We start from the raw sequence: 20,111 nt of genomic DNA, 5'->3' as shown, positions 1-20,111 counted from the left end.
TTATTTCATCCTTCTTGGATGATTTGCTCTTGATATTAGATATTGTCCATATTGATTCTTTTTTAGGGGTTCTACTAATTCTAAAAGTTTCTCTTTAGTTATATATCCCATTTCATATGCTATTTCTTCTAAACATGCAACTTTTAAAGATTGTCTATTTTCTATTGTTTGAATAAAACTTGAAGCTTCTAGTAAAGATTCATGAGTTCCTGTATCAAGCCAAGCGTACCCTCTTCCCATCAATTCTACTTTTAATCTATTTTCATTTAGGTAATCTTGGTTTAGTGTTGTGATTTCTAATTCACCACGATCACTTGGTTTTACTTCTTTTGCTTTTTTTACTACATCATTTGGATAAAAATACAATCCTACAACTGCGTAGTTTGATTTTGGCTCTTTTGGTTTTTCTTCAATAGAGATTACATCTCCACTATCATTAAATTCTGCAACCCCATATCGTTCTGGATCACTTACATAATATCCAAACACTGTTGCTTTATTTTCATCTTTAATATTTTTTATACTTTGAGCTAGAAGGTTTGTTAATCCATGACCATAGAAGATATTATCACCTAATACTAAGCATGCATCATCGCCATTTAAAAATTCTTCACCTAAGATAAATGCTTGTGCTAATCCATCTGGGCTTGGTTGAACTACATATTCAAATCTCATTCCTAAATCTTTTCCATCACCTAAAAGATTAATAAAGCTTGGTTGGTCTTGAGGAGTTGTTATTATTAATACTTCTTTTATTCCTGCTAACATCAAAACTGAAAGTGGATAATATATCATTGGTTTATCATAGATTGGAACTAATTGTTTTGAGACACCCTTTGTTATCGGGTACAATCTTGTCCCACTTCCTCCGGCTAGTATTATCCCTTTCATTTATTTTTCTCCTTTGGTTTTAATATATCCATCTGGATTATTACTCTGCCATCTCCAACTATCAGCACACATATCTTCTATACTTTTTTTTGCTTCCCAGCCTAAAATTTCTTTTGCTTTTGTTGGATTTGCAAAACATGTTGCTATATCTCCAGCTCTTCTTGAAACTATTTCATATGGTATGCTTTTATTTGATACTTTTTCAAAAGCTTTTATCATATCAAGTACACTATATCCTATACCTGTTCCTATATTTACAATTAGAGGTTTAGTATTATTATTCAATGAATTTAAATAATCAATGGCTTTTACATGAGCATTTGCTAAATCAACAACATGGATATAATCTCTCACTCCTGTACCATCAAAAGTATCATAATCAATTCCAAATACATTCAAATACTCTCTTTTTCCAACTGCTACTTGAGAAATATATGGCATAAGGTTATTTGGTATCCCATTTGGGTCTTCTCCTATCATACCACTTTCATGTGCTCCAACAGGGTTAAAGTATCTTAAAATTGCTATTTTAAAAGTGTTATTTGAAGTATAAACATCTTCTAAAATCCTCTCACAAATATATTTACTTGTACCATAAGGGTTTGTTGTAGCTCCAACAGGAAAAGTCTCATCTATTGGATTTGAACTAGGATTTCCATATACAGTTGCAGAACTAGAAAATACTATTTTTTTGCAATTATACTTTTCCATCACTTTTAATAAAACTAAGATTCCATTTACATTATTATCATAATATTTTAGTGGTTTTTCTACACTTTCACCTACTGCTTTAAGTCCAGCAAAATGGATAACCGAATCAATTTTATATTTTTTAAATACTTTTTCTAAACTATTTTTATCTCTTATATCACCTTTTACAAAATCTACTTTTTTACCAGTTATCTTTTTTACTCTTTTTAAACTCTCTTTTGAAGAGTTTGATAAGTTATCATAAACTATGAAATCATAACCTACTTTATTTAACTCGACTAAAGTATGTGAACCTATATATCCAGCTCCACCAGTTATTAAAATTTTCATATTTTATTTTTCTTCTTTTCTCATATTATTGATAAACTGCATAAAAAATACAGCAAATATAGCAAGTATAAATCCTGTTACAAAGGCAACAACTATAATCAACAATTTTTTAGGTTTTATTGGTTTGTCATCTACTAAAATCTTTCCAACAATTTCACTATTTTTTAAATTATAAGGCAACAATAAAGCTTCAAATAATTTTTTTCTTTCTAATAATTTATTTATTTGTACATTCAATAAATTTTCTTTTTGCTCAGTTAAATCAAATAAAGTTGATTTATTTTCTATTATTGCATTTGATATGTCTCTTTTTTCCATAAGTTTAAGAGCAGATATAGAAGGATCTAATTTTGTTATATTTTGTAATACTTCAGTTACATATTTCATTTGTTCTTCAAGATTTAATATATTTTGAGTATATAACTCTATCTTTTTATCTATATTAACAATTTTATCTTCTTTTATATTTTTGATAGTTAATTCTAAATTTTTCAATTCTGCTTCATTTTTTTCTTTAATATCATTTAAAATTAATAAATGATCTTTTTTTATATACTCAATAACTTCGTTTAATCCATTGATTGCATCTGTATTTGATTTTGCTTCACTTGAAATTTCAATAAAATTTTTCATTCCTTTTAAAGGAATTGTTTTTGTAATTTCAAACTCTTTATCATTTATATTTTTTCTTAAATCTATAAATATTGTAGACAGTTTTTTTGCAAGAATATCCGCATCATCTATTGATATATTTTGATTTGTTTCAGTCTTATAAGTACCTATTTCAATTAAAGCTTTAACTTCATATATTGGCGTTTTAATATTTACATAAACTATTGTTAACAATGTAATAACTGATGTAACGATCAAAATAAACACTCTTTTATTCCAAATTGTTTTAAACAACTCTTTCAAATCTATTTCATCTTCCAAAATATCTGCTTTATTATCCAAACTTGTTCCTATCAAATAAAATGCGGGATTATACCCACATCTTCCTAACATTATTGTTAAATAATATTGAATTAATCATTTTTAATATTATTTATAAATTGCATAAAAAATACAGCAAATATAGCAAGTATAAATCCTGTTACAAAGGCAACAACTATAATCAATAATTTTTTAGGTTTTATTGGTTTATCATCTACTAAAACATCTCCAACAACTTCACTATTTTTTGCTATATTGTTTGTAAGTTTTAGTTTTTCTAGTGAGATATTGTCTTTTATTTTTTCTATTCTATTTTTTATATCAAATTCCAAATCTCTTTTTAGATTTGGTATTTTTTCATTTAAAATATTTTGTTTTTCTTTATTTAAATTCTCGATTTGATTTTGAAGATTTAATATCAAATTTTGATAATTCAATATTTCCATCGCTGATAACATATTTTGTGTATTATCAGAACTTCTTCTTTTTGTTATTTGATTTATATTTTCTTGATATTGTGATAATTTTTCTTTATTGAAATTTAGTTTATTTTCTATTGTTGTTAATTCAATACTATTTAAAAAATTTATCTGTTCTTCTTTTTCAACTTTTGTTACATTTTCTATATATTTTATCTGTTCTTCAAGATTTTTTATATTTAAATTTGTATTTAAGATATATTCATCTATCTTATATTTATATTCATTTTGTAAGAAATCTAAAATTTCTTTATTTTTTGCTAAGGCTTGATCATTTGAATATCCTAAAGTAGCGATTTCCAAAAAATTTTCTACTTTTTTAACTGCTGCGATATTTGATACTATAGCTTCATCTTTTGTTATTTGTTGAGGAATATCAACATTAAAAATAAGCCTTAATTTTTTTTCTAAAACATTACTATTTTCAACTAAAGCTCCACCAATATAACCTATTCGTACTACTGATTTTACCTCATAAATTGGTGTTTTTATATTTACATAAATTATTGCTAATAGTGTAATAATTGCTGTAATAATTAAAATAAATACTCTTTTGTTCCAAAGTACTTTAAATAACTCTTTCAAATCTATTTCATCTTCAACTATATATTCTTTTTCTTGCAAAACTCTATCTTCCCTATTCTAAAATTAGTTGTTATTATAACTTGTAAATGACTCTTTTTGGACTCTTTTTTTAAATATTGAAAATTTAATATTAAAATCTCAAACAAATCTCATTTTATGTGTCATTTAGTAACTAATTATAAGGGATAATTATATTATTTTTTAAAAATTATTGTTATTCTAAATTACAAAATATCAGGTATATCAATATTTGTCTCTTTTTCTGTATCAGCAATATTTTCAAATATCACTTCTATTGGAGCTGCACTATTTTCATTTTCTTTATCAACAAATCTTGTAAGTGCTTTTTGGAAATCAAGTTTAACTGTTCCAATTGGACCATTTCTTTGCTTACCTATAATAACTTCTGCTTCTTCAACTGGTTTATTTATAAATTTAGATTTATAATCTTCACCTTTATCTTTTGCTTCTTTTTCTTTTTTAGCTTCGTCTCTCTCTTTATAAACATCATCTCTATAAACAAACATGATGATATCAGCATCTTGCTCAATAGCTCCAGATTCTCTTAAATCACTTAACATAGGTCTTTTATCTGGTCTATTTTCAAGTCCCCTATTTAGCTGAGAAAGTGCAATAATAGGTATTTTCATCTCCCTTGCAAGCATTTTTAAACCTCTTGAAATATCAGAAACTTCTTGGTGTCTATCTTTATTTCCAGTTCCTTGCATTAGTTGAAGATAATCAATAATCACAAGTTTTATATTGTTTGCTTCATTTTGAGCTAACTTTCTCACTCTTGCTCTAAGTTGGTTGATATTAATACTTCCACCATCATCAACAAAAAGTTTCTTTTTATTTAAATCATCAAAAGCTGCACTAAGATTTGACCATTGAGAATCATCCATATCACCTTTTCTAAGATTTTGTAAAGGAATAGAAGTTTTTGCAGCCAACATCCTAAGCATTAGTTGTTCTGCTGGCATCTCTAGAGAGAAAAATATTACTCCTTTTCCTCTTTCCACATTTTTAAGTGCCATATTAAGTACAAGGGCAGTTTTCCCCATAGCTGGCCGTGCTGCTATGATTATCAAATCCCCTTCATTAAAACCTGTCGTTCTTCTATCAAGTGCATCAAAACCTGTTGTTTCACCAATAAGATGTTTATTTCCAAGTTTTTTCATCTTTTCAATATAAGATAAAGTATCATGAGTGATAGTATGCATATCTTTTAATTCGCTAGTTGCACTATCTGTTGATATTTTATAAAGTTCACCTTGAATAGTATCAAGTGCTTCATTTGCACTTACTTCTTCTTCAATAGCCACTTTTTTTATAGTTGTTGCTAGTGAGGCTAATTCTCTTTTTACCGCACCATCTTTGATTTCTCTTACATAAGCTAAAGTATTTGTTATTGGATTTGCAGAAAGAATTTCAAGTAAGATAGAGTCATCAACATCTTTAGAATCAAGTCTTTTTCGTATAAATTCTTCATCTATTGGCATATCATCATTATGAAGTTTTACCATCACTTCAAAAATTTTTTTATGAGCTGGAAGATAAAAATCTTTTGGTTTTAATACACCTAAAACATCTTCTAACTCTTCTGGGTTAAATAAAATAGAACTTAATACAGCTCTTTCAATATTTATACTATAAACACTATCCATTCCGTCTCCAATTTTTTAAGGAAATGATTGTATCTAAAAGCAAATTAAAGTATCAACAAACCCTATTTCTACCGCTATTTTTTGCTTCATATAATTTTTTATCGACTATTGAGATTGCATTATTTGAATCTCTAAAAAAACTTCTATCACAATTTTCAGGATTGATTTCATACATCCCTATACTTAAAGTCGTAGATATTTTATGATTTTCATAATCTAATACAAATTTTGCAAAATTTTCTTTTACTTCATTCAATAATTCTCTTGCTTTTTTCTCTTTTATTGCAGGTAAAATAAATATAAACTCTTCACCACCATATCTAATAATCATATCCGAAGTTCTAAGAGTTTGTTTCACTAATGGGACAAAATTTTCAAGCATTTTATCTCCTGCTATATGACCATAATTATCATTTATTTTTTTAAAAAAATCAAAATCACACATAGCAAGAACAAAAGGCTCGCTTGTGGCAAAAGATATTTCTAGTTGATTTGTATAAAGTTTATTTAATCTTTGTCTATTTAAAGCACCTGTTAAAGGGTCTTTTGAAGCTTGAGAATTTATCAAAGTATTATCAATCAAAGCCAATTCTGTTCCCAAAGATAAAGACAACATTTCACATTTTTCTAAATATGTCAATATTATATGATTATTTGGTTTTTCTTCTAAAATATAATTTTGAATCTGCTTTGCAATAAAATGTAAATTTTCATGTAACTTTGAAATATTTTTATATTTTGAATTATTTTGTATTATATTTTTTCCTGAATCTAATAACCATTTACCAAAAACACATAAATTATGATTTGTTTCAGGGAAAAATCTATTTTCTCTTAGAGAAACTGCTGTTGATAAATCTGTTAGCCATTCTAAATGAGATTTATAATACAAAATAATATTTTGTTCATATATATCACTAAGTCCTGATATTCTCAAAGAATTTTTCTTTTGTAAATCTTTTACATATTTATCTAAATAGATTTTTGCGATAGTATCTTCAAAAACTGCTTGTAACTGATACAATTCATAAAGTTCATTTTTTGCATTTTTATAAAGTAACTTTTTCATAATCAAGCCTATTAGATTGATTAATTCATGAGTCAACATAACATATGGAATGCCCAATCCAATGTTGTTATGTATCAACTCTTTACAAATTATAACTGCTTTATCTATCTGGCTTGTACAAATGTATTTTATTATCAAAGAAAAAAAGTTTTTTATCTCTTCAAACTCTTCATCTTCAATATCTCGCACATTTATAATATACTTCTTCAAAAATTCATCAGTGATAGATTCAACTTCAGTCGCCAAAAAAAATTGAAAATTAGCTTTTGCAGTTTGCATTATTTTCTTTTTTCTGCCTCTATTTCTACTTCCTCAATAAATTTGTTTATTAATTCACTACCTGAAAGTTTGGCTATGATTTCACCTTTTTTCATTACAAGTCCACTTCCTTTTCCAAATGCAATTGCAACATCTGCACTTTTTGCTTCACCTATTGCATTTACAACACATCCCATAACTGAAACATCTAGTGGTGTTTTAATATGTTTTGTTCTATTTTCTATTTCTGTAACTGCACTTACTAAATCTGCTTCTATTCTTCCACAAGTAGGACAAGAAACGATATTTAATCCCTCTTTTGCAATTCCGACATCTTTTAGTATTGCACGTCCAACTTTTATCTCTTCTTCAAGTTCTCCTGTCATAGATACTCTTAAAGTATCTCCTATTCCATCAAGTAAAAGTGAACCTAAAGCTATTGATGATTTAATAGTTGAGTGAAATTGAGTTCCAGCTTCTGTAACACCTAAATGAAATGGATAATTATTCATAGGTCTTAACATTCTATAAGCTTCTACTGTTCTTTGAACATCACTTGCTTTTAGTGAAACTTTTAAATTTGTAAATCCTAAATCTTCAAGATACTTGATATTGTAATCAGCACTAGCTACCATACCTTGAGGCGTTTGTCCATATTTGTCTTCAAATTGCTTTTCAAGCGACCCAGAATTTACTCCAATTCTAATAGGTATATTTCGCTCTGTACAAGCCTTAACAACTTCTTGAACTCTATTTTTATCACCAATATTTCCTGGATTGATTCTAATACAATCCACAACTTCAGCAGCAACCAAAGCTAATTTATAATGAAAATGAATATCTGCTACAAGTGGCAATTCTACTTGTGATTTAATCTCTTTTAATGCCAAGGCTGCTTCCATATTTGGAACAGCAACTCTTACTATATCAGCACCAGCAAAATGTAATTTTGTGATTTGTTCTACTGTTGCTTTAACATCTGATGTTTTTGAAAAAGTCATTGATTGTACTGGAATTGGTGCATCACCACCAATAGGAACATTTCCTACGAATATCTGTTTTGTTGGGTATCTTTTTATCATAAACGAGATTTTATCACAAAAATATTAATTTAATATGAAACATTTTAATAAAAAAAAAAGAAGTTATTTTATATAATCAAAGCTAATAAATTTAGCAATAAGTTACTGTAATCATATGACATCAAAAAAGAATATCTACATCATAATTTTATTATTTTTAACTCTTACAACTTTCATAATTTTAGGAACCTATTATTATATTTCAAGTAAACAAGAGAATCTTTTAAAATCTATTTATAATTCAACACATATAAATATTGTAAAAACGACTCAAAATCTTATAAAAGACAAACAAAATACTACTTTAGCAATAGCTCTTGCACTTGCAAAAAATGATAGTTTATATAGACTTATGGAAAATAAAGATTATGATAAATTAGAATATAAAAAAATTTCAGATGAGTTAAATCAATATTCAAAATATAAAAATGTTTGGATTCAAATAGTTGATAAAAATGGAAAAAGTGTTTATCGTTCTTGGACTGATTTAAAAGGTGATAATTTACTTTTTAGAAAAGATTTAAAAAACACTTTAACAAATCAAAATGTTTCTACTTCAATAAGTGTAGCTTTATTTAATCTTACATTAAAAGCAAGAACACCTATTTTTGATTATAACAACAATTTTTTAGGAGCTTTAGAAGTTATCACTCACTTCAATTCTATCTCCAAAGATTTAAAAGAAAATAATATTGATTGTTTAGTAATCACTGATAAAAAATATAGAAAAATATTAAAATATCCATATACAAATATTTTTATAGATGATTATTATATTGCAAATAAAAATGCGAATATGGATTTAGTAAATTATGTAAAAAACAATGATGTAGAAAAATATATCAATATTCCAAATTATATTGTTGAAAATGGTTATCTAATTTCAAATTTTATTTTATATAACAAGAATAATGAAAAATTAGCTTACATTATAAATTTTATGGATTTAAATAATATTGATTTACAAATTGTAAAATCATTTAAAGTTCAAATTATCATGGTTTCTGTAATTGCACTAATCATAATATTTTTCTCATTTCTAATCTATTTATATTCATCTCATCTAAAAGAGATAAAATCTCAAGAAAATAAAAAACAATCAATCTTAGATTCTCAATCAAATATAATCGTAATTACAAATGGTGAAGAGATAATTGATGCAAATAAAAAATTATATGATTTTTTTAAAGATGCAAATAATCTAGAAGAATTTAGAAAGAATTATGTTTGTATTTGTAATACTTTTCTTGATATGGACAATGAATTTTATATAATAAAAAAAGATTATGGTGGCAAAAATTGGGCGGAATATGTTTTAAATAATGAAGATAAAAATTTTAAAGTTGCTATAAAAAACTCAAATGATAAAATTACTCATTTTTCATTAAAAGCTTCAATGATAAATAATGAAAATTACATAATAGCTACATTTACAGATATAACAAAAGAAGTTGAACAAATAGAAAAAGATAAAGAAAAAGATAGATTGCTTTATCAACAATCAAAAATAGCTGCGATTGCAGATACTTTAAAAAATATTGCTCATCAATGGAGACAACCTTTAAGTGTAATAAGTACAATAGCAAGTGGAATGAAAATCCAAAAAGAGTTAAATTCTTTAACTAATGAAGATTTTAATAACTCTTGCAATACCATAATAGATAATACTCAAAGACTTTCAAATACAATAGAAAACTTTACAAATTTTTTCAATAAAGATGATAGCATAGTAAGATTTTCCTTTGTAGAATCAATAAAAAACACCATTAATTTTTTTGACTCAATATTTGAAAAAAATTCAATAAAATGCATATTTACTTATGACAATGATATGATTTTGGATTGTAATAAAAATGACTTTTCTCAAGCAATTTTAAATATTCTTGATAACTCAGTTTATGCTTTGATAGAAAATAAACAGGAAGATGAGAGATATATTTTTATTGATTTTACAAATAAAATCTTACAAATAAAAGATACAGGAAATGGAATAGATGAGAAATTACTCTCAAAAATACTAGAACCATATTTTACTACAAAACACCAAGCTTTTGGCGTTGGATTAGGTCTTTATGTAGTTCAAGAATTTTTTGTAAAAAATTTAGCTTATAAAATTGATATTAAAAATGTAACCTTTGACTATGAGAATAAAGAATATTCTGGAACTAATTTTATTATTGATTTTAATTAAACTTCTATTTTGAAAAGATTAGATACAATACCCGCATTAATAAGAAAAGGATTTTTATGCAAGGTTTTGCTATTTTTGATTTAATAATAATATCTATTACTCTTATTTTAGGATTAAAAGGTCTATTTAGAGGGCTTATCAAAGAAGTTTTTGGAATTATTGGAATCATTGGTGCAATTTTTGTAGCTTCAAGGATTTCAAAAGAAACAGGTGATTTATTAGCTCCAATATTAGTATTAGAAAATGAAGCAACTATCAAATTAATTGGATTTGTAGTTGCTTTAGTTGGTGTTTGGCTTGTTGTTTATAGTGCTGGACTTGTGGTTAGTAAAATATTTTCTGCAAGTGGATTAGGAATAATTGATAGAATTTTAGGATTTGTATTTGGTGCAGCTAAAATATTTTTAATTTTTTCAGTTATTGCCTATGCGCTTTATCAAGTTCATTCTTTCAGAAAAGTTATTGATGAGAAATTTGCAACTTCTATTGTAATGCCACATCTAATTAGCGTTGGATCATATATCATAAAATTAGATACCGATTCTATTGCTAATAGTTTTGATAAAGCTGTAAAAACGGTAAAAGATGCTCCAATTATTAAAGATGCTACTTCAAATATCAAAGAAGAAGTTAATTCAACTGTAAATGATGTTCAAGAAGCTGTGAAAGAAGAAGTTATACAACAAGTAGAAGAAAAAATAGAAGATTCTACAAATAAAACTTCGGAACAAGTAGATGCGATAAAAGAAAAATTAAAAAATATTGCAAATAAACCAGAAGAAAATCAATAAAGGGATTTAATATTGTTTGAAAATAATTATATACAACAAAGAATAGAAAAAGCAGAGAAGTTAAGAGAAGCAGGGATTAACCCTTATTCAAATGAAAGTTCAAGAAATTGTACAATTGCAAAATATCTAAATGTAAATAGTGATATTTTACAAATCGAAGAAAAAAGAGATGAAAATAGAAATTATACAGTTGCAGGTAGAATTAAATTTTTTAGACTTATGGGAAAAGCTGCATTTGTAAAAATAGAAGATGAAAGTGGAATGCTTCAAATTTATGTATCAAGAGATAATTTACCAGAAGGTTTTTACAATGACATTTTCAAAAAAAATGTTGAAGTTGGAGATATTATAGAAGTTTCAGGTTTCCCATTTGTTACAGGACAAGGAGAACTTTCACTTCACGCTGATGGTTTAAAAATACTTACAAAAGCCATTTCTCCACTTCCTGAAAAATATCATGGAATCCAAGATAAAGAGTTAAGATATAGACAAAGATATTTAGATTTAATTATGAATAGTGAAGTTAGAAAAACTTTTCAAATTAGAAGTAAAGTTATAAGTCTTACAAGAAGATTCTTTGAAAACAAAGGTTTCTTAGAAGTTGAAACTCCAATGATGCACCCAATTGCAGGAGGAGCGAATGCAAAACCATTTGTTACTCATCACAATGCTTTAGGTGTTGATAGATTTTTAAGAATTGCACCAGAATTATATTTAAAAAGATTAATAGTTGGTGGATTCGAAGCTGTATTTGAAATTAATAGAAACTTTAGAAATGAAGGAATGGATGCAACTCATAATCCAGAATTTACTTCTATTGAATTTTATTGGGCATATAAAACTTACAAAGATTTAATTGTTATTACAAAAGAATATTTTGAATATTTATTTGAACATTTAAATTTACCAACTCTTCTACCTTATGGTGAATTAAAAATTGATTTTAATAAATTTACAGAGATTCCATTAATTCAATCTTTATATGAAATTGGTGGAGTACCACAAGACATAGTTGAAGATAAAGATAAAATTCTTGCATTTTTAAGAGCAAATAATCTTGAAGCAAATGAAAATATGAATTTAGGACAACTACAAGGTGAATTATTTGATGAATATGTTGAAGAAAAATTAATCAATCCTACATTTATAACTGAATATCCAGTAGAAATTTCTCCACTTGCAAGAAGAAATGATGAAAAACCACATTTAACAGATAGATTTGAGTTATTTATTGCAGGTAAAGAAATTGCAAATGCCTTTAGTGAGTTAAATGACCCATTAGACCAACTTCAAAGATTTGAAGGACAAATGGCAGCAAAAAATAGTGGTGATGATGAAGCACATGAAATGGATGAAGATTTTGTAAATGCATTATCTTATGGAATGGCTCCAACAGCGGGTCAAGGTATTGGTATTGATAGATTAGTAATGATGTTAACAAATGAACACTCTATTAGAGATGTATTACTTTTCCCAGCAATGAAACCAATTAAACAAGAAATAGATCTTTTATCAGATCAAGAAATATAAAATAAAAGAAATAGGAGAGAAGATGAGTTTTGTATCAAGCGCAAATCTAAAAGAAGCAGATAATGAAGTATTTTCAATAATAGAAAATGAATTAAAAAGACAAACAAATCATTTAGAAATGATTGCTAGTGAAAACTTCACTAGTCCTGCTGTTATGCAAGCTATGGGTTCTGTTTTTACTAACAAATATGCTGAGGGTTATCCTTATAAAAGATATTATGGTGGTTGTGAGTTTGCTGATGCTGTTGAGCAATTAGCAATTGATAGAGCTTGTAAAATCTTTGGTTGTACTTATGCTAATGTTCAACCTCATTCAGGAAGCCAAGCTAATGGTGCTGTTTATGCTGCATTATTAAGTGCTGGTGATAAAATCTTAGGTATGGATTTATCTCATGGTGGACATTTAACTCATGGTTCTAAACCTTCTTTTTCTGGTAAAAACTATTCTGCTTTTTATTATGGTGTTGAATTAGATGGTAGAATCAATTATGACAAAGTTATGGAAATTGCAAAAATATGTCAACCAAAAATCATTGTATGTGGTGCTTCTGCATACGCAAGAGAAATTGACTTTAAAAAATTCAGAGAAATAGCTGATGCTGTTGGTGCTATTTTATTTGCTGATATTGCTCACATAGCAGGACTTGTTGCTGCTGGTGAACACATGAGTCCATTTCCATATGCTGATGTTGTTACAACTACTACTCACAAGACTTTAAGAGGTCCAAGAGGTGGTATGATTATGACAAATGATGAAGACATTGCTAAAAAAATAAATAGTGCTATTTTCCCAGGATTACAAGGTGGACCACTTGTTCATGTAATTGCTGCAAAAGCTGTTGCATTTAAAGAGATTTTAGATCCATCATGGAAAGATTATGCAAAACAAGTAAAAGCAAATGCAAAAGTATTAGCAGAAGTACTTACAAAAAGAGGATATGACATCGTAAGTGGTGGAACAGATAATCACTTAATTTTAGTATCATTTTTAAATAAACCATTCAGTGGAAAAGATGCAGATGCAGCTTTAGGAAATGCAGGGATTACTGTAAATAAAAATACAGTTCCAGGTGAGACAAGAAGTCCATTTGTAACATCAGGGATTAGAATAGGAAGTCCAGCATTAACTGCACGTGGGATGAAAGAAAAAGAGTTTGAAATTATTGCAAACAAAATTTGTGATGTATTAGATAACATTGAAGATTCAGCATTACATGCTAAAATCAGCAAAGAGTTAGAAGAACTTGCTTCAAACTTTGTGATTTACAATCAATCGACTTTCTAGGATTTAGAGATAAAATAAGGATAAGTTATGCAAATAAAAGGTGAAGAGTTCATAAAAAAAGTTCAACTTCAACAAGAAAGAGAAGAGTTAGAGCGAAAGCTAAGTGAACTTGAAGAAGTTGAAGTTTCAATTAACGATATTAATCTTAATAATAATTTAAATATGAATAATGATTCAATTGGTTTAAATAGAAATACGCAATTTGAATCAAATGAACATGAACTTGATAATATTATGCTTGGAACTTCAAATGATAATAATGAAGAAAATAAGAAAAAATACCTAATCTTAGGTATTGTTCTTGTAGTACTATTTTTATTAACTATTATTATTATAAGACTTCTTACAAATGATCCAGCTAAGGATGATCAATTCACATCAAATAATGCTAACTCTTCAGAAATAAAAAAATTATCTGAAAATAATAATATTGAGGAAAATTTCCAAAAAATTATTAATGAAAGAGTAAAAAAAGATTCAAATGAACCAATGATCCCTGAAAATGCAATTCCAGCAGATCAAAGGCTTCAAAATATGCAACAAACAACAGATAATGAGCCTCAACAAGAAAGAGAAACTATTCAAGAGGAAGCACCTTCTAATATTTCTAATGAAACTTTAGATGAAACTATAAAAAAAATAGAAGAAAAAAAATCTACTCAAAAAGAAAAAGTAGTTCAAACATCAGAAAAAAAAGCTAATACAGTAAAAGAAGTTAGTGAAAGAAATGTTGAACAAAAAAAATCTGTTAGAGATTTAATGGATTCGCCATCTTCTTCATCAATTTCATCTGGATATTTTGTTCAAGTTGGAGCTTTTACAAAAAAACCATCTGATAGTTATATAAATACAATAAGAAATGCCAAATTTAAATATAAAGTTTATCAACAAGAAATAAAAGGCGTAACATATAATAAAGTTTTAATTGGACCATATTCATCAAAAGCAGCTGCATCTGAAAGTGTGGAAGACATAAAACAAAAACTTAATCTTACAAGTGCCTTTGTTGTTAAATTTTAAAAAGAGAAAATTATGAATTTTTACACAAAAGAACTTTTTTTAGACCAATTCACACCTGTTTCAATTTATGAAAAAGTAAAATCATTATATCAAAATGAGATTACTTTTTTATTCGAAAGTACAATTAATACTAATTCGAATGAAGGGAGTTACTCTTATATAATTATAGGAGATAGAGAAAGAGTTTGGTATGACAAAGATACTTGTTATTATAAAAATGAACAAGGTGATGTTCAAATTGTAGATTCAAATCCTTTAGCTTTTTTAAAAAAATATTATAAAAATTTTGATAAACAAATATACAAAGATAAAGCTTTAGAATTAGGAATTAGTTTAATAGATGGTTTTATTGGGAATGTTGGTTATGATATTGGAAAAGAATTTGAACCAAAATTAAAAAATTCAATGAATAATTTAGTTGATCAACTAGATATTCCTGATTTGGACTTAATAAGACCAAATATAATTTTAGGATTTTCTCATAAAACTTCAAAACTTGTTATGGTTACATCTGTCGAATCTAAAAAAAATGAACTAGATATAATTGAAGATATTCTCTATACAACTTATTCATATGCTCCTTTAAAAAAAGCAACTATTTTAGATGAAGGTAAATTCAATTTTACAAAAGAAAAATTTTTTGAAATGGTTTCAAAATCTAAAGAGATGATTAAAGCAGGAGATGTTTTTCAAATTTTAATGTCAAATAGATTCACTCAAAAAGCTATCGTGGATCACTTAAGTTTTTATAGAGCATTAAGAAGTAAAAACCCAAGTCCTTATTTATTCTTACTTGAATTTGAAAGATTCACTATTGCAGGGAGTAGTCCAGAAGTTATGATTAGGCTTGTTGATGGGCATTTACTTTTAAGACCAATTGCAGGTACAAGAAAAAGAGGGAAAAATCCTGATAGAGATTTAGAACTTGAACTTGAGATGGTAAATGATGCAAAAGAGAGAGCAGAACATATCATGCTTGTAGATTTAGGGAGAAATGATGTAGGACGTGTTGCACGGCCAGGAACTGTAAAAGTAACAGACTTGATGAGAGTGGAGAGATATTCTCACGTTATGCATATGGTTTCTGATGTTGAAGCTATAATTGATGACAAATACGATATGTTTGATTTATTTATGGCTACTTTTACAGCTGGGACAATGACAGGAGCTCCAAAAATAAGAGCAATGGAATTAATAGCACAATTTGAAGGAATAAAAAGAAACTTCTATTCTGGAAGTATTGCTTATTTTGGTTTTGATGGAAATATGGATAGTGCAATTACAATAAGAACTACTATGTTAACTGATGATACAGTAATTTTCCAAGCAGGTGCTGGAGTTGTTGCTGATTCTAATCCTGAACTTGAATATCTTGAAGTTCAAAATAAACTTGCAGCTAATATCTCAACTTTAAAAGACTTATCTTAATTTCTTAATTTAATATTGGCTATTATTTCATACTAAAAAGCCAATATTAAAGGATACAATTTGTTACTTGGTGTAAATATTGACCACATTGCAGTTTTGAGAGAAGCTAGAAAGATAAACGACCCTAATCCCCTTGATGCACTTAATATATGTAAACTATCTGGTGCAAACCAAATAACTATTCATTTAAGAGAAGATAGACGTCATATTCACGATGAAGATGCGATTGCTATAATAAATAATTCTTCTCTTCCAGTAAATTTAGAATGTTCAATAAATAGTGATATTATAGATATAGTTTGTAAATTAAAACCAACAAGGGCTACTCTTGTACCTGAAAATAGAAATGAAGTTACAACAGAAGGTGGACTTGATGTCAAAGGAAATTTTGAAAAATTACAAAAAGTAATAGATAAACTTCACCAAAATGAGATTGAAGTTTCTCTTTTTATTGATCCAAAAGATGAAATTATTGAATTATCAAAAGAGTTAGAAGTTGAATGGGTTGAACTTCATACTGGAACATTTGCGAATATTTATGCAATGCTTTATTCAAATTTAAGTTCAACTCATCACTCAATAAAAGAGCTAGAATTAAGTAAAAGTGAATTAAAAATAAAACTTAATAAATCTATAAAAGAGATTGAAAATTCTTCAAAACTTGCAAAAAAATTAGGCTTAAAAGTTGCAGCGGGGCATGGATTAAACTATCAAAATGTGACTTTTATTTCAAAAGTACCTGAAATTGAAGAGTTAAATATAGGTCAAAGTATAATTGCACGTTCTATTTTTACAGGATTAAATCAAGCAATAATTGATATGAAAGAATTAATAAAAAATGACTAAAGAACTACCTAAAATAGCTATAAGTATAGGTGATTTAAATGGTATTGGAATTGAAATAGCATTTAAATGTCATGATGATATCTCAAAAATTTGTCACCCAATTTATTGCATTAATAATAAAATGTTAAAAAAAGCTTCTGAAGAGTTGAAAACTAAAATTCCAGAAAATTTTGAAATTCATAAAACAAAAGGTGAATTTGAAATAAAACCAGGAACAGTTACAAAAAAATCAGGTAAATACTCTTATGATTCATTTATGGATGCAATAAATTTAGCAAATAAAAAAGAAGTTGATGCAATATGTACACTTCCTATTAATAAAGAATCTTGGAATAAAGCTGGAATAAGATACAAAGGTCATACAGAAGTTTTAAGAGATTATTTTGGTAAAAATGCCATTATGATGCTTGGTTGTTCTAAAATGTTTGTAGCTTTATTTACAGAACATATTGCTTTAAGAAAAGTTGCAAAAAAAATCAATGAAGAAGATCTAACTCAATTTTTAATAGATTTTTATAACAATGTAAAAAATGATAATATCGGTGTTTTAGGCTTAAATCCTCATGCTAGTGATAATGGTGTTTTAGGTGATGAAGAGGTAGAAATCTTTAAAGCTATAAAAAAAGCAAATAAACATTTAGGAAAAGATATTTTTAAAGGGCCATTAGTTCCAGATACAGCATTTTCTCCTCTTTCAAGAAAAAATTATACATATTTTGTTGCTATGTATCATGATCAAGGATTAGCTCCACTCAAAGCTTTATATTTTGATGAAAGTATAAATGTAAGCCTAAATTTACCAATAATTAGAACTTCTGTTGACCATGGAACTGCATTTAACATTGCATATAAAAATGAAAATGTAAATACTCAAAGTTATATAAATGCAATAAAAGAAGCAATAAATTTAGTATCAAAACAAAAATGAAAAATTTAGAAGCTTGCTATGAAATTAATTTTTCGAAAATTAATTTTATAGAAAGAAAAGTCAAAATTGAAAATCCAAAAACTATCATAAGTGGTGCTCCAAAGACAGGAAAAAGTTATTTAATTTATGATTTTTTATCAAATTTTAAAGCAAAAGATTATCTTTATGTAGATTTCTCAGATTTGAGAAATGATTTAAATGATATTTCAAAAAATTTACAAGAATTTATAAAAAAAAATGAAATTAGTGTTTTAATTTTAGAAAATTTTGATTTTTCTTTCTTACTTCCTCAATGTGAGAACATCATAATTTCAACAACCTCGAAACAAAATATTGAAGGTTTTGAGCAAATAAATCTAAATGCATTAGATTTTGAAGAGTATCTTTTACATGATAATAAACATCAAAATATTACTCAAAGTTTTAATAGTTTTTTAAAATTTGGAAATCTTCCTGAAATTATAAATCTTGAGGAGCATAAAAAAATTCAACGGTTACAAGAGATTATTAAACTTATTTGTAAAGATGAGACACAATATGAAATAATTAAAATAATGATTGAAAATATTGATGAAAAAAAATCCCTTTTTCAATTGTTTAATTCACTAAAAACAAAAATCAAACTCTCAAAAGATAAATTTTATGAAATCTGCAAAATTTTAGAAAATAATAAAATTATATTTTTTTTATCAAAATATAATCAAGAAAAAACATCAAAAAAAATCTTTTGCTACAATTACTCTTTTTTAAATGCCATATCATATACGAAAAAGTTTAAAAATGAATTTTCAAATATGATTTTTTTAGAACTTTTAAATAAAAATGACGAAATTTTTTATTTAGATAATATTGATTTTTATATAAAATCTAAAAATATAGCAATAGTTTCAATTCCATTCTTTAATACTTCTTTAAATAATAATTTAGTAAAAAAAATAATAAAAAATGCATCTGAATTAAATATAAATGAAATAAATATAATAACTATTTCAAATAGTGAAAAAATTAATGACCCAAAAATTAAAATAAATGTAATTCCTTTTTATGAATGGGCTATAAGCTAAGAATTTGTTAATATATTTTTAGATAAAATCCAAAAATTATTGAAGGAAAAAAACATATGAACAAACGGGTACTTGTTAAATTTTCTGGTGAAGCACTAGCTGGTGCTGAAGGTTATGGTATTGATACTCAAATACTTGATTATATAGCTGAAGAGATAAAAAGTTTAGTAGAAAACAATATTCAAGTTGGTATTGTTATTGGTGGTGGTAATATTATTCGGGGTGTAACTGCCGCTGCTGATGGTGTAATAAAAAGAACAAGTGCTGATTATATGGGAATGTTAGGAACTGTTATAAATGGTATAGCAATGCAAGAAGCCTTAGAGTATAAAGGGCTTAGTGCAAGACTTCAAACTGCGATAAAAATGGAACAAATAGCTGAACCATTTATTGTTAGAAAAGCAATGAGACATTTAGAAAAAGGTAGAGTTGTGATATTTGGAGCTGGGACAGGAAATCCATACTTCACAACAGATACAGGTGCAACATTAAGAGCAACAGAAATTGGTGCATCAATGTTAATAAAAGCAACAAAAGTTGATGGTGTTTATGATAAAGATCCAATGAAATATCCTGATGCAAAGAAATTAGAAACTTTATCGTATGATAAAGCATTAGAAGACCATATCAAAGTTATGGATGATACAGCAATTGCATTGGCAAAAGACAATAAACTTCCAATAGTTGTTGCAAATATGAGTGAAAAAGGCAATTTACTTAAAATCATTAGTGGTGATTATAGTAAATGTTCAATCGTTAAATAAAAAAATACAAAGGAAAGTGTATGATAAGATTAGAAGAGAGAATTTCAAAAGCATTAAAACAAGTTGATAATGACAGATATATTTTAGCAATTGCAGTTGGTCAAAGAGCAGATGAATTAAGTAAAGGTGCAAAACCTTTATTAGAATTAAATACTCAAAAAATGAAATATACAGATATTGCAATAGATGAAATTGCAAGTGGACTTCTTAAAATTGAAGGATTTGTTGATAAAAAATAAAGATAAGTTAAAAAACTTAT

At 26.7% G+C, this 20,111-nt stretch carries 18 protein-coding genes; 11 read left to right on the top strand and 7 right to left on the bottom strand.

The genetic code is table 11. From position 1 onward, the window contains the following. The 7 genes from rfbA to ispG form a co-directional block, all read right to left on the bottom strand. A complete protein-coding gene (gene rfbA / locus ADFLV_RS04080; protein WP_129010993.1) occupies window positions 1-891 on the bottom strand; it encodes a glucose-1-phosphate thymidylyltransferase RfbA in 891 nt (296 codons plus the stop codon). Further along, window positions 892-1,932 carry a UDP-glucose 4-epimerase GalE gene (galE, locus tag ADFLV_RS04075; protein ID WP_129010994.1) on the bottom strand — a complete coding sequence of 347 codons (1,041 nt, stop codon included), beginning with the start codon at window positions 1,930-1,932 and terminating at the stop codon, window positions 892-894. Between the two features lie 3 nt (window positions 1,933-1,935). Next, window positions 1,936-2,886, bottom strand: coding sequence for a Wzz/FepE/Etk N-terminal domain-containing protein (locus tag ADFLV_RS04070; RefSeq protein WP_164968498.1), 951 nt, complete (start codon window positions 2,884-2,886; stop codon window positions 1,936-1,938). A gap of 71 nt (window positions 2,887-2,957) precedes the next feature. Next, window positions 2,958-3,968, bottom strand: a complete 1,011-nt coding sequence (locus tag ADFLV_RS04065) for a Wzz/FepE/Etk N-terminal domain-containing protein (protein ID WP_129010996.1) — start codon at window positions 3,966-3,968, stop codon at window positions 2,958-2,960. A gap of 185 nt (window positions 3,969-4,153) precedes the next feature. Continuing rightward, the gene (locus tag ADFLV_RS04060; RefSeq protein ID WP_129010997.1) at window positions 4,154-5,596 is read right to left on the bottom strand and encodes a replicative DNA helicase; all 1,443 of its coding nucleotides are present in this window, start codon (window positions 5,594-5,596) and stop codon (window positions 4,154-4,156) included. Window positions 5,597-5,648: 52 nt separating this feature from the next. Beyond that, on the bottom strand, window positions 5,649-6,944 hold the full coding sequence (locus tag ADFLV_RS04055; RefSeq protein ID WP_129010998.1) for a diguanylate cyclase: 1,296 nt from the start codon (window positions 6,942-6,944) through the stop codon (window positions 5,649-5,651). Then, entirely contained in the window at window positions 6,944-8,005 is a 1,062-nt protein-coding gene (ispG, locus tag ADFLV_RS04050; RefSeq protein ID WP_014473513.1) for a flavodoxin-dependent (E)-4-hydroxy-3-methylbut-2-enyl-diphosphate synthase, read from the bottom strand. The genes ADFLV_RS04055 and ispG overlap by 1 nt, the downstream gene beginning before the upstream one ends. A 115-nt stretch (window positions 8,006-8,120) precedes the next feature. Between ispG and ADFLV_RS04045 the strand changes: the two genes are divergently transcribed. Genes ADFLV_RS04045 through ADFLV_RS03995 form a run of 11 tightly spaced genes read left to right on the top strand, consistent with a single transcriptional unit; the run spans window position 8,121 to window position 20,091 of the window. Then, a complete protein-coding gene (locus ADFLV_RS04045; protein WP_129010999.1) occupies window positions 8,121-10,196 on the top strand; it encodes an ATP-binding protein in 2,076 nt (691 codons plus the stop codon). 56 nt (window positions 10,197-10,252) lie between these two features. After that, window positions 10,253-10,987, top strand: a complete 735-nt coding sequence (locus ADFLV_RS04040) for a CvpA family protein (protein WP_129011000.1) — start codon at window positions 10,253-10,255, stop codon at window positions 10,985-10,987. A gap of 12 nt (window positions 10,988-10,999) precedes the next feature. Further along, complete coding sequence (lysS, locus tag ADFLV_RS04035) at window positions 11,000-12,517, top strand: lysine--tRNA ligase (protein ID WP_412486429.1); 1,518 nt, start codon at window positions 11,000-11,002, stop codon at window positions 12,515-12,517. A 22-nt stretch (window positions 12,518-12,539) separates the two neighbouring features. Beyond that, on the top strand, window positions 12,540-13,802 hold the full coding sequence (locus tag ADFLV_RS04030) for a serine hydroxymethyltransferase (RefSeq protein ID WP_014473509.1): 1,263 nt from the start codon (window positions 12,540-12,542) through the stop codon (window positions 13,800-13,802). A gap of 27 nt (window positions 13,803-13,829) precedes the next feature. After that, window positions 13,830-14,822: an SPOR domain-containing protein gene (locus tag ADFLV_RS04025; protein ID WP_014473508.1), complete on the top strand. Its 993-nt coding sequence runs from the start codon at window positions 13,830-13,832 to the stop codon at window positions 14,820-14,822. Between the two features lie 12 nt (window positions 14,823-14,834). After that, entirely contained in the window at window positions 14,835-16,250 is a 1,416-nt protein-coding gene (locus tag ADFLV_RS04020) for an anthranilate synthase component I family protein (RefSeq protein WP_129011002.1), read from the top strand. Window positions 16,251-16,310: 60 nt separating this feature from the next. Beyond that, complete coding sequence (locus ADFLV_RS04015) at window positions 16,311-17,096, top strand: pyridoxine 5'-phosphate synthase (protein WP_129011003.1); 786 nt, start codon at window positions 16,311-16,313, stop codon at window positions 17,094-17,096. Beyond that, window positions 17,089-18,024, top strand: a complete 936-nt coding sequence (pdxA, locus tag ADFLV_RS04010; protein ID WP_014473505.1) for a 4-hydroxythreonine-4-phosphate dehydrogenase — start codon at window positions 17,089-17,091, stop codon at window positions 18,022-18,024. The genes ADFLV_RS04015 and pdxA overlap by 8 nt, the downstream gene beginning before the upstream one ends. Further along, complete coding sequence (locus ADFLV_RS04005) at window positions 18,021-19,088, top strand: ATP-binding protein (RefSeq protein WP_129011004.1); 1,068 nt, start codon at window positions 18,021-18,023, stop codon at window positions 19,086-19,088. The genes pdxA and ADFLV_RS04005 overlap by 4 nt, the downstream gene beginning before the upstream one ends. A gap of 56 nt (window positions 19,089-19,144) precedes the next feature. Then, entirely contained in the window at window positions 19,145-19,852 is a 708-nt protein-coding gene (gene pyrH, locus ADFLV_RS04000; RefSeq protein WP_129011005.1) for a UMP kinase, read from the top strand. 20 nt (window positions 19,853-19,872) lie between these two features. Next, window positions 19,873-20,091: a DNA-directed RNA polymerase subunit omega gene (locus tag ADFLV_RS03995; protein ID WP_014473502.1), complete on the top strand. Its 219-nt coding sequence runs from the start codon at window positions 19,873-19,875 to the stop codon at window positions 20,089-20,091. The last annotated feature ends 20 nt before the right edge of the window (window positions 20,092-20,111 follow it).

It is taken from the genome of Arcobacter defluvii (assembly GCF_013201725.1).
Taxonomy (GTDB): domain Bacteria; phylum Campylobacterota; class Campylobacteria; order Campylobacterales; family Arcobacteraceae; genus Aliarcobacter; species Aliarcobacter defluvii.
The sequence above is the reverse complement of the archived record's forward strand: the minus strand, read 5'-3'. Positions and strand labels throughout refer to the sequence as shown.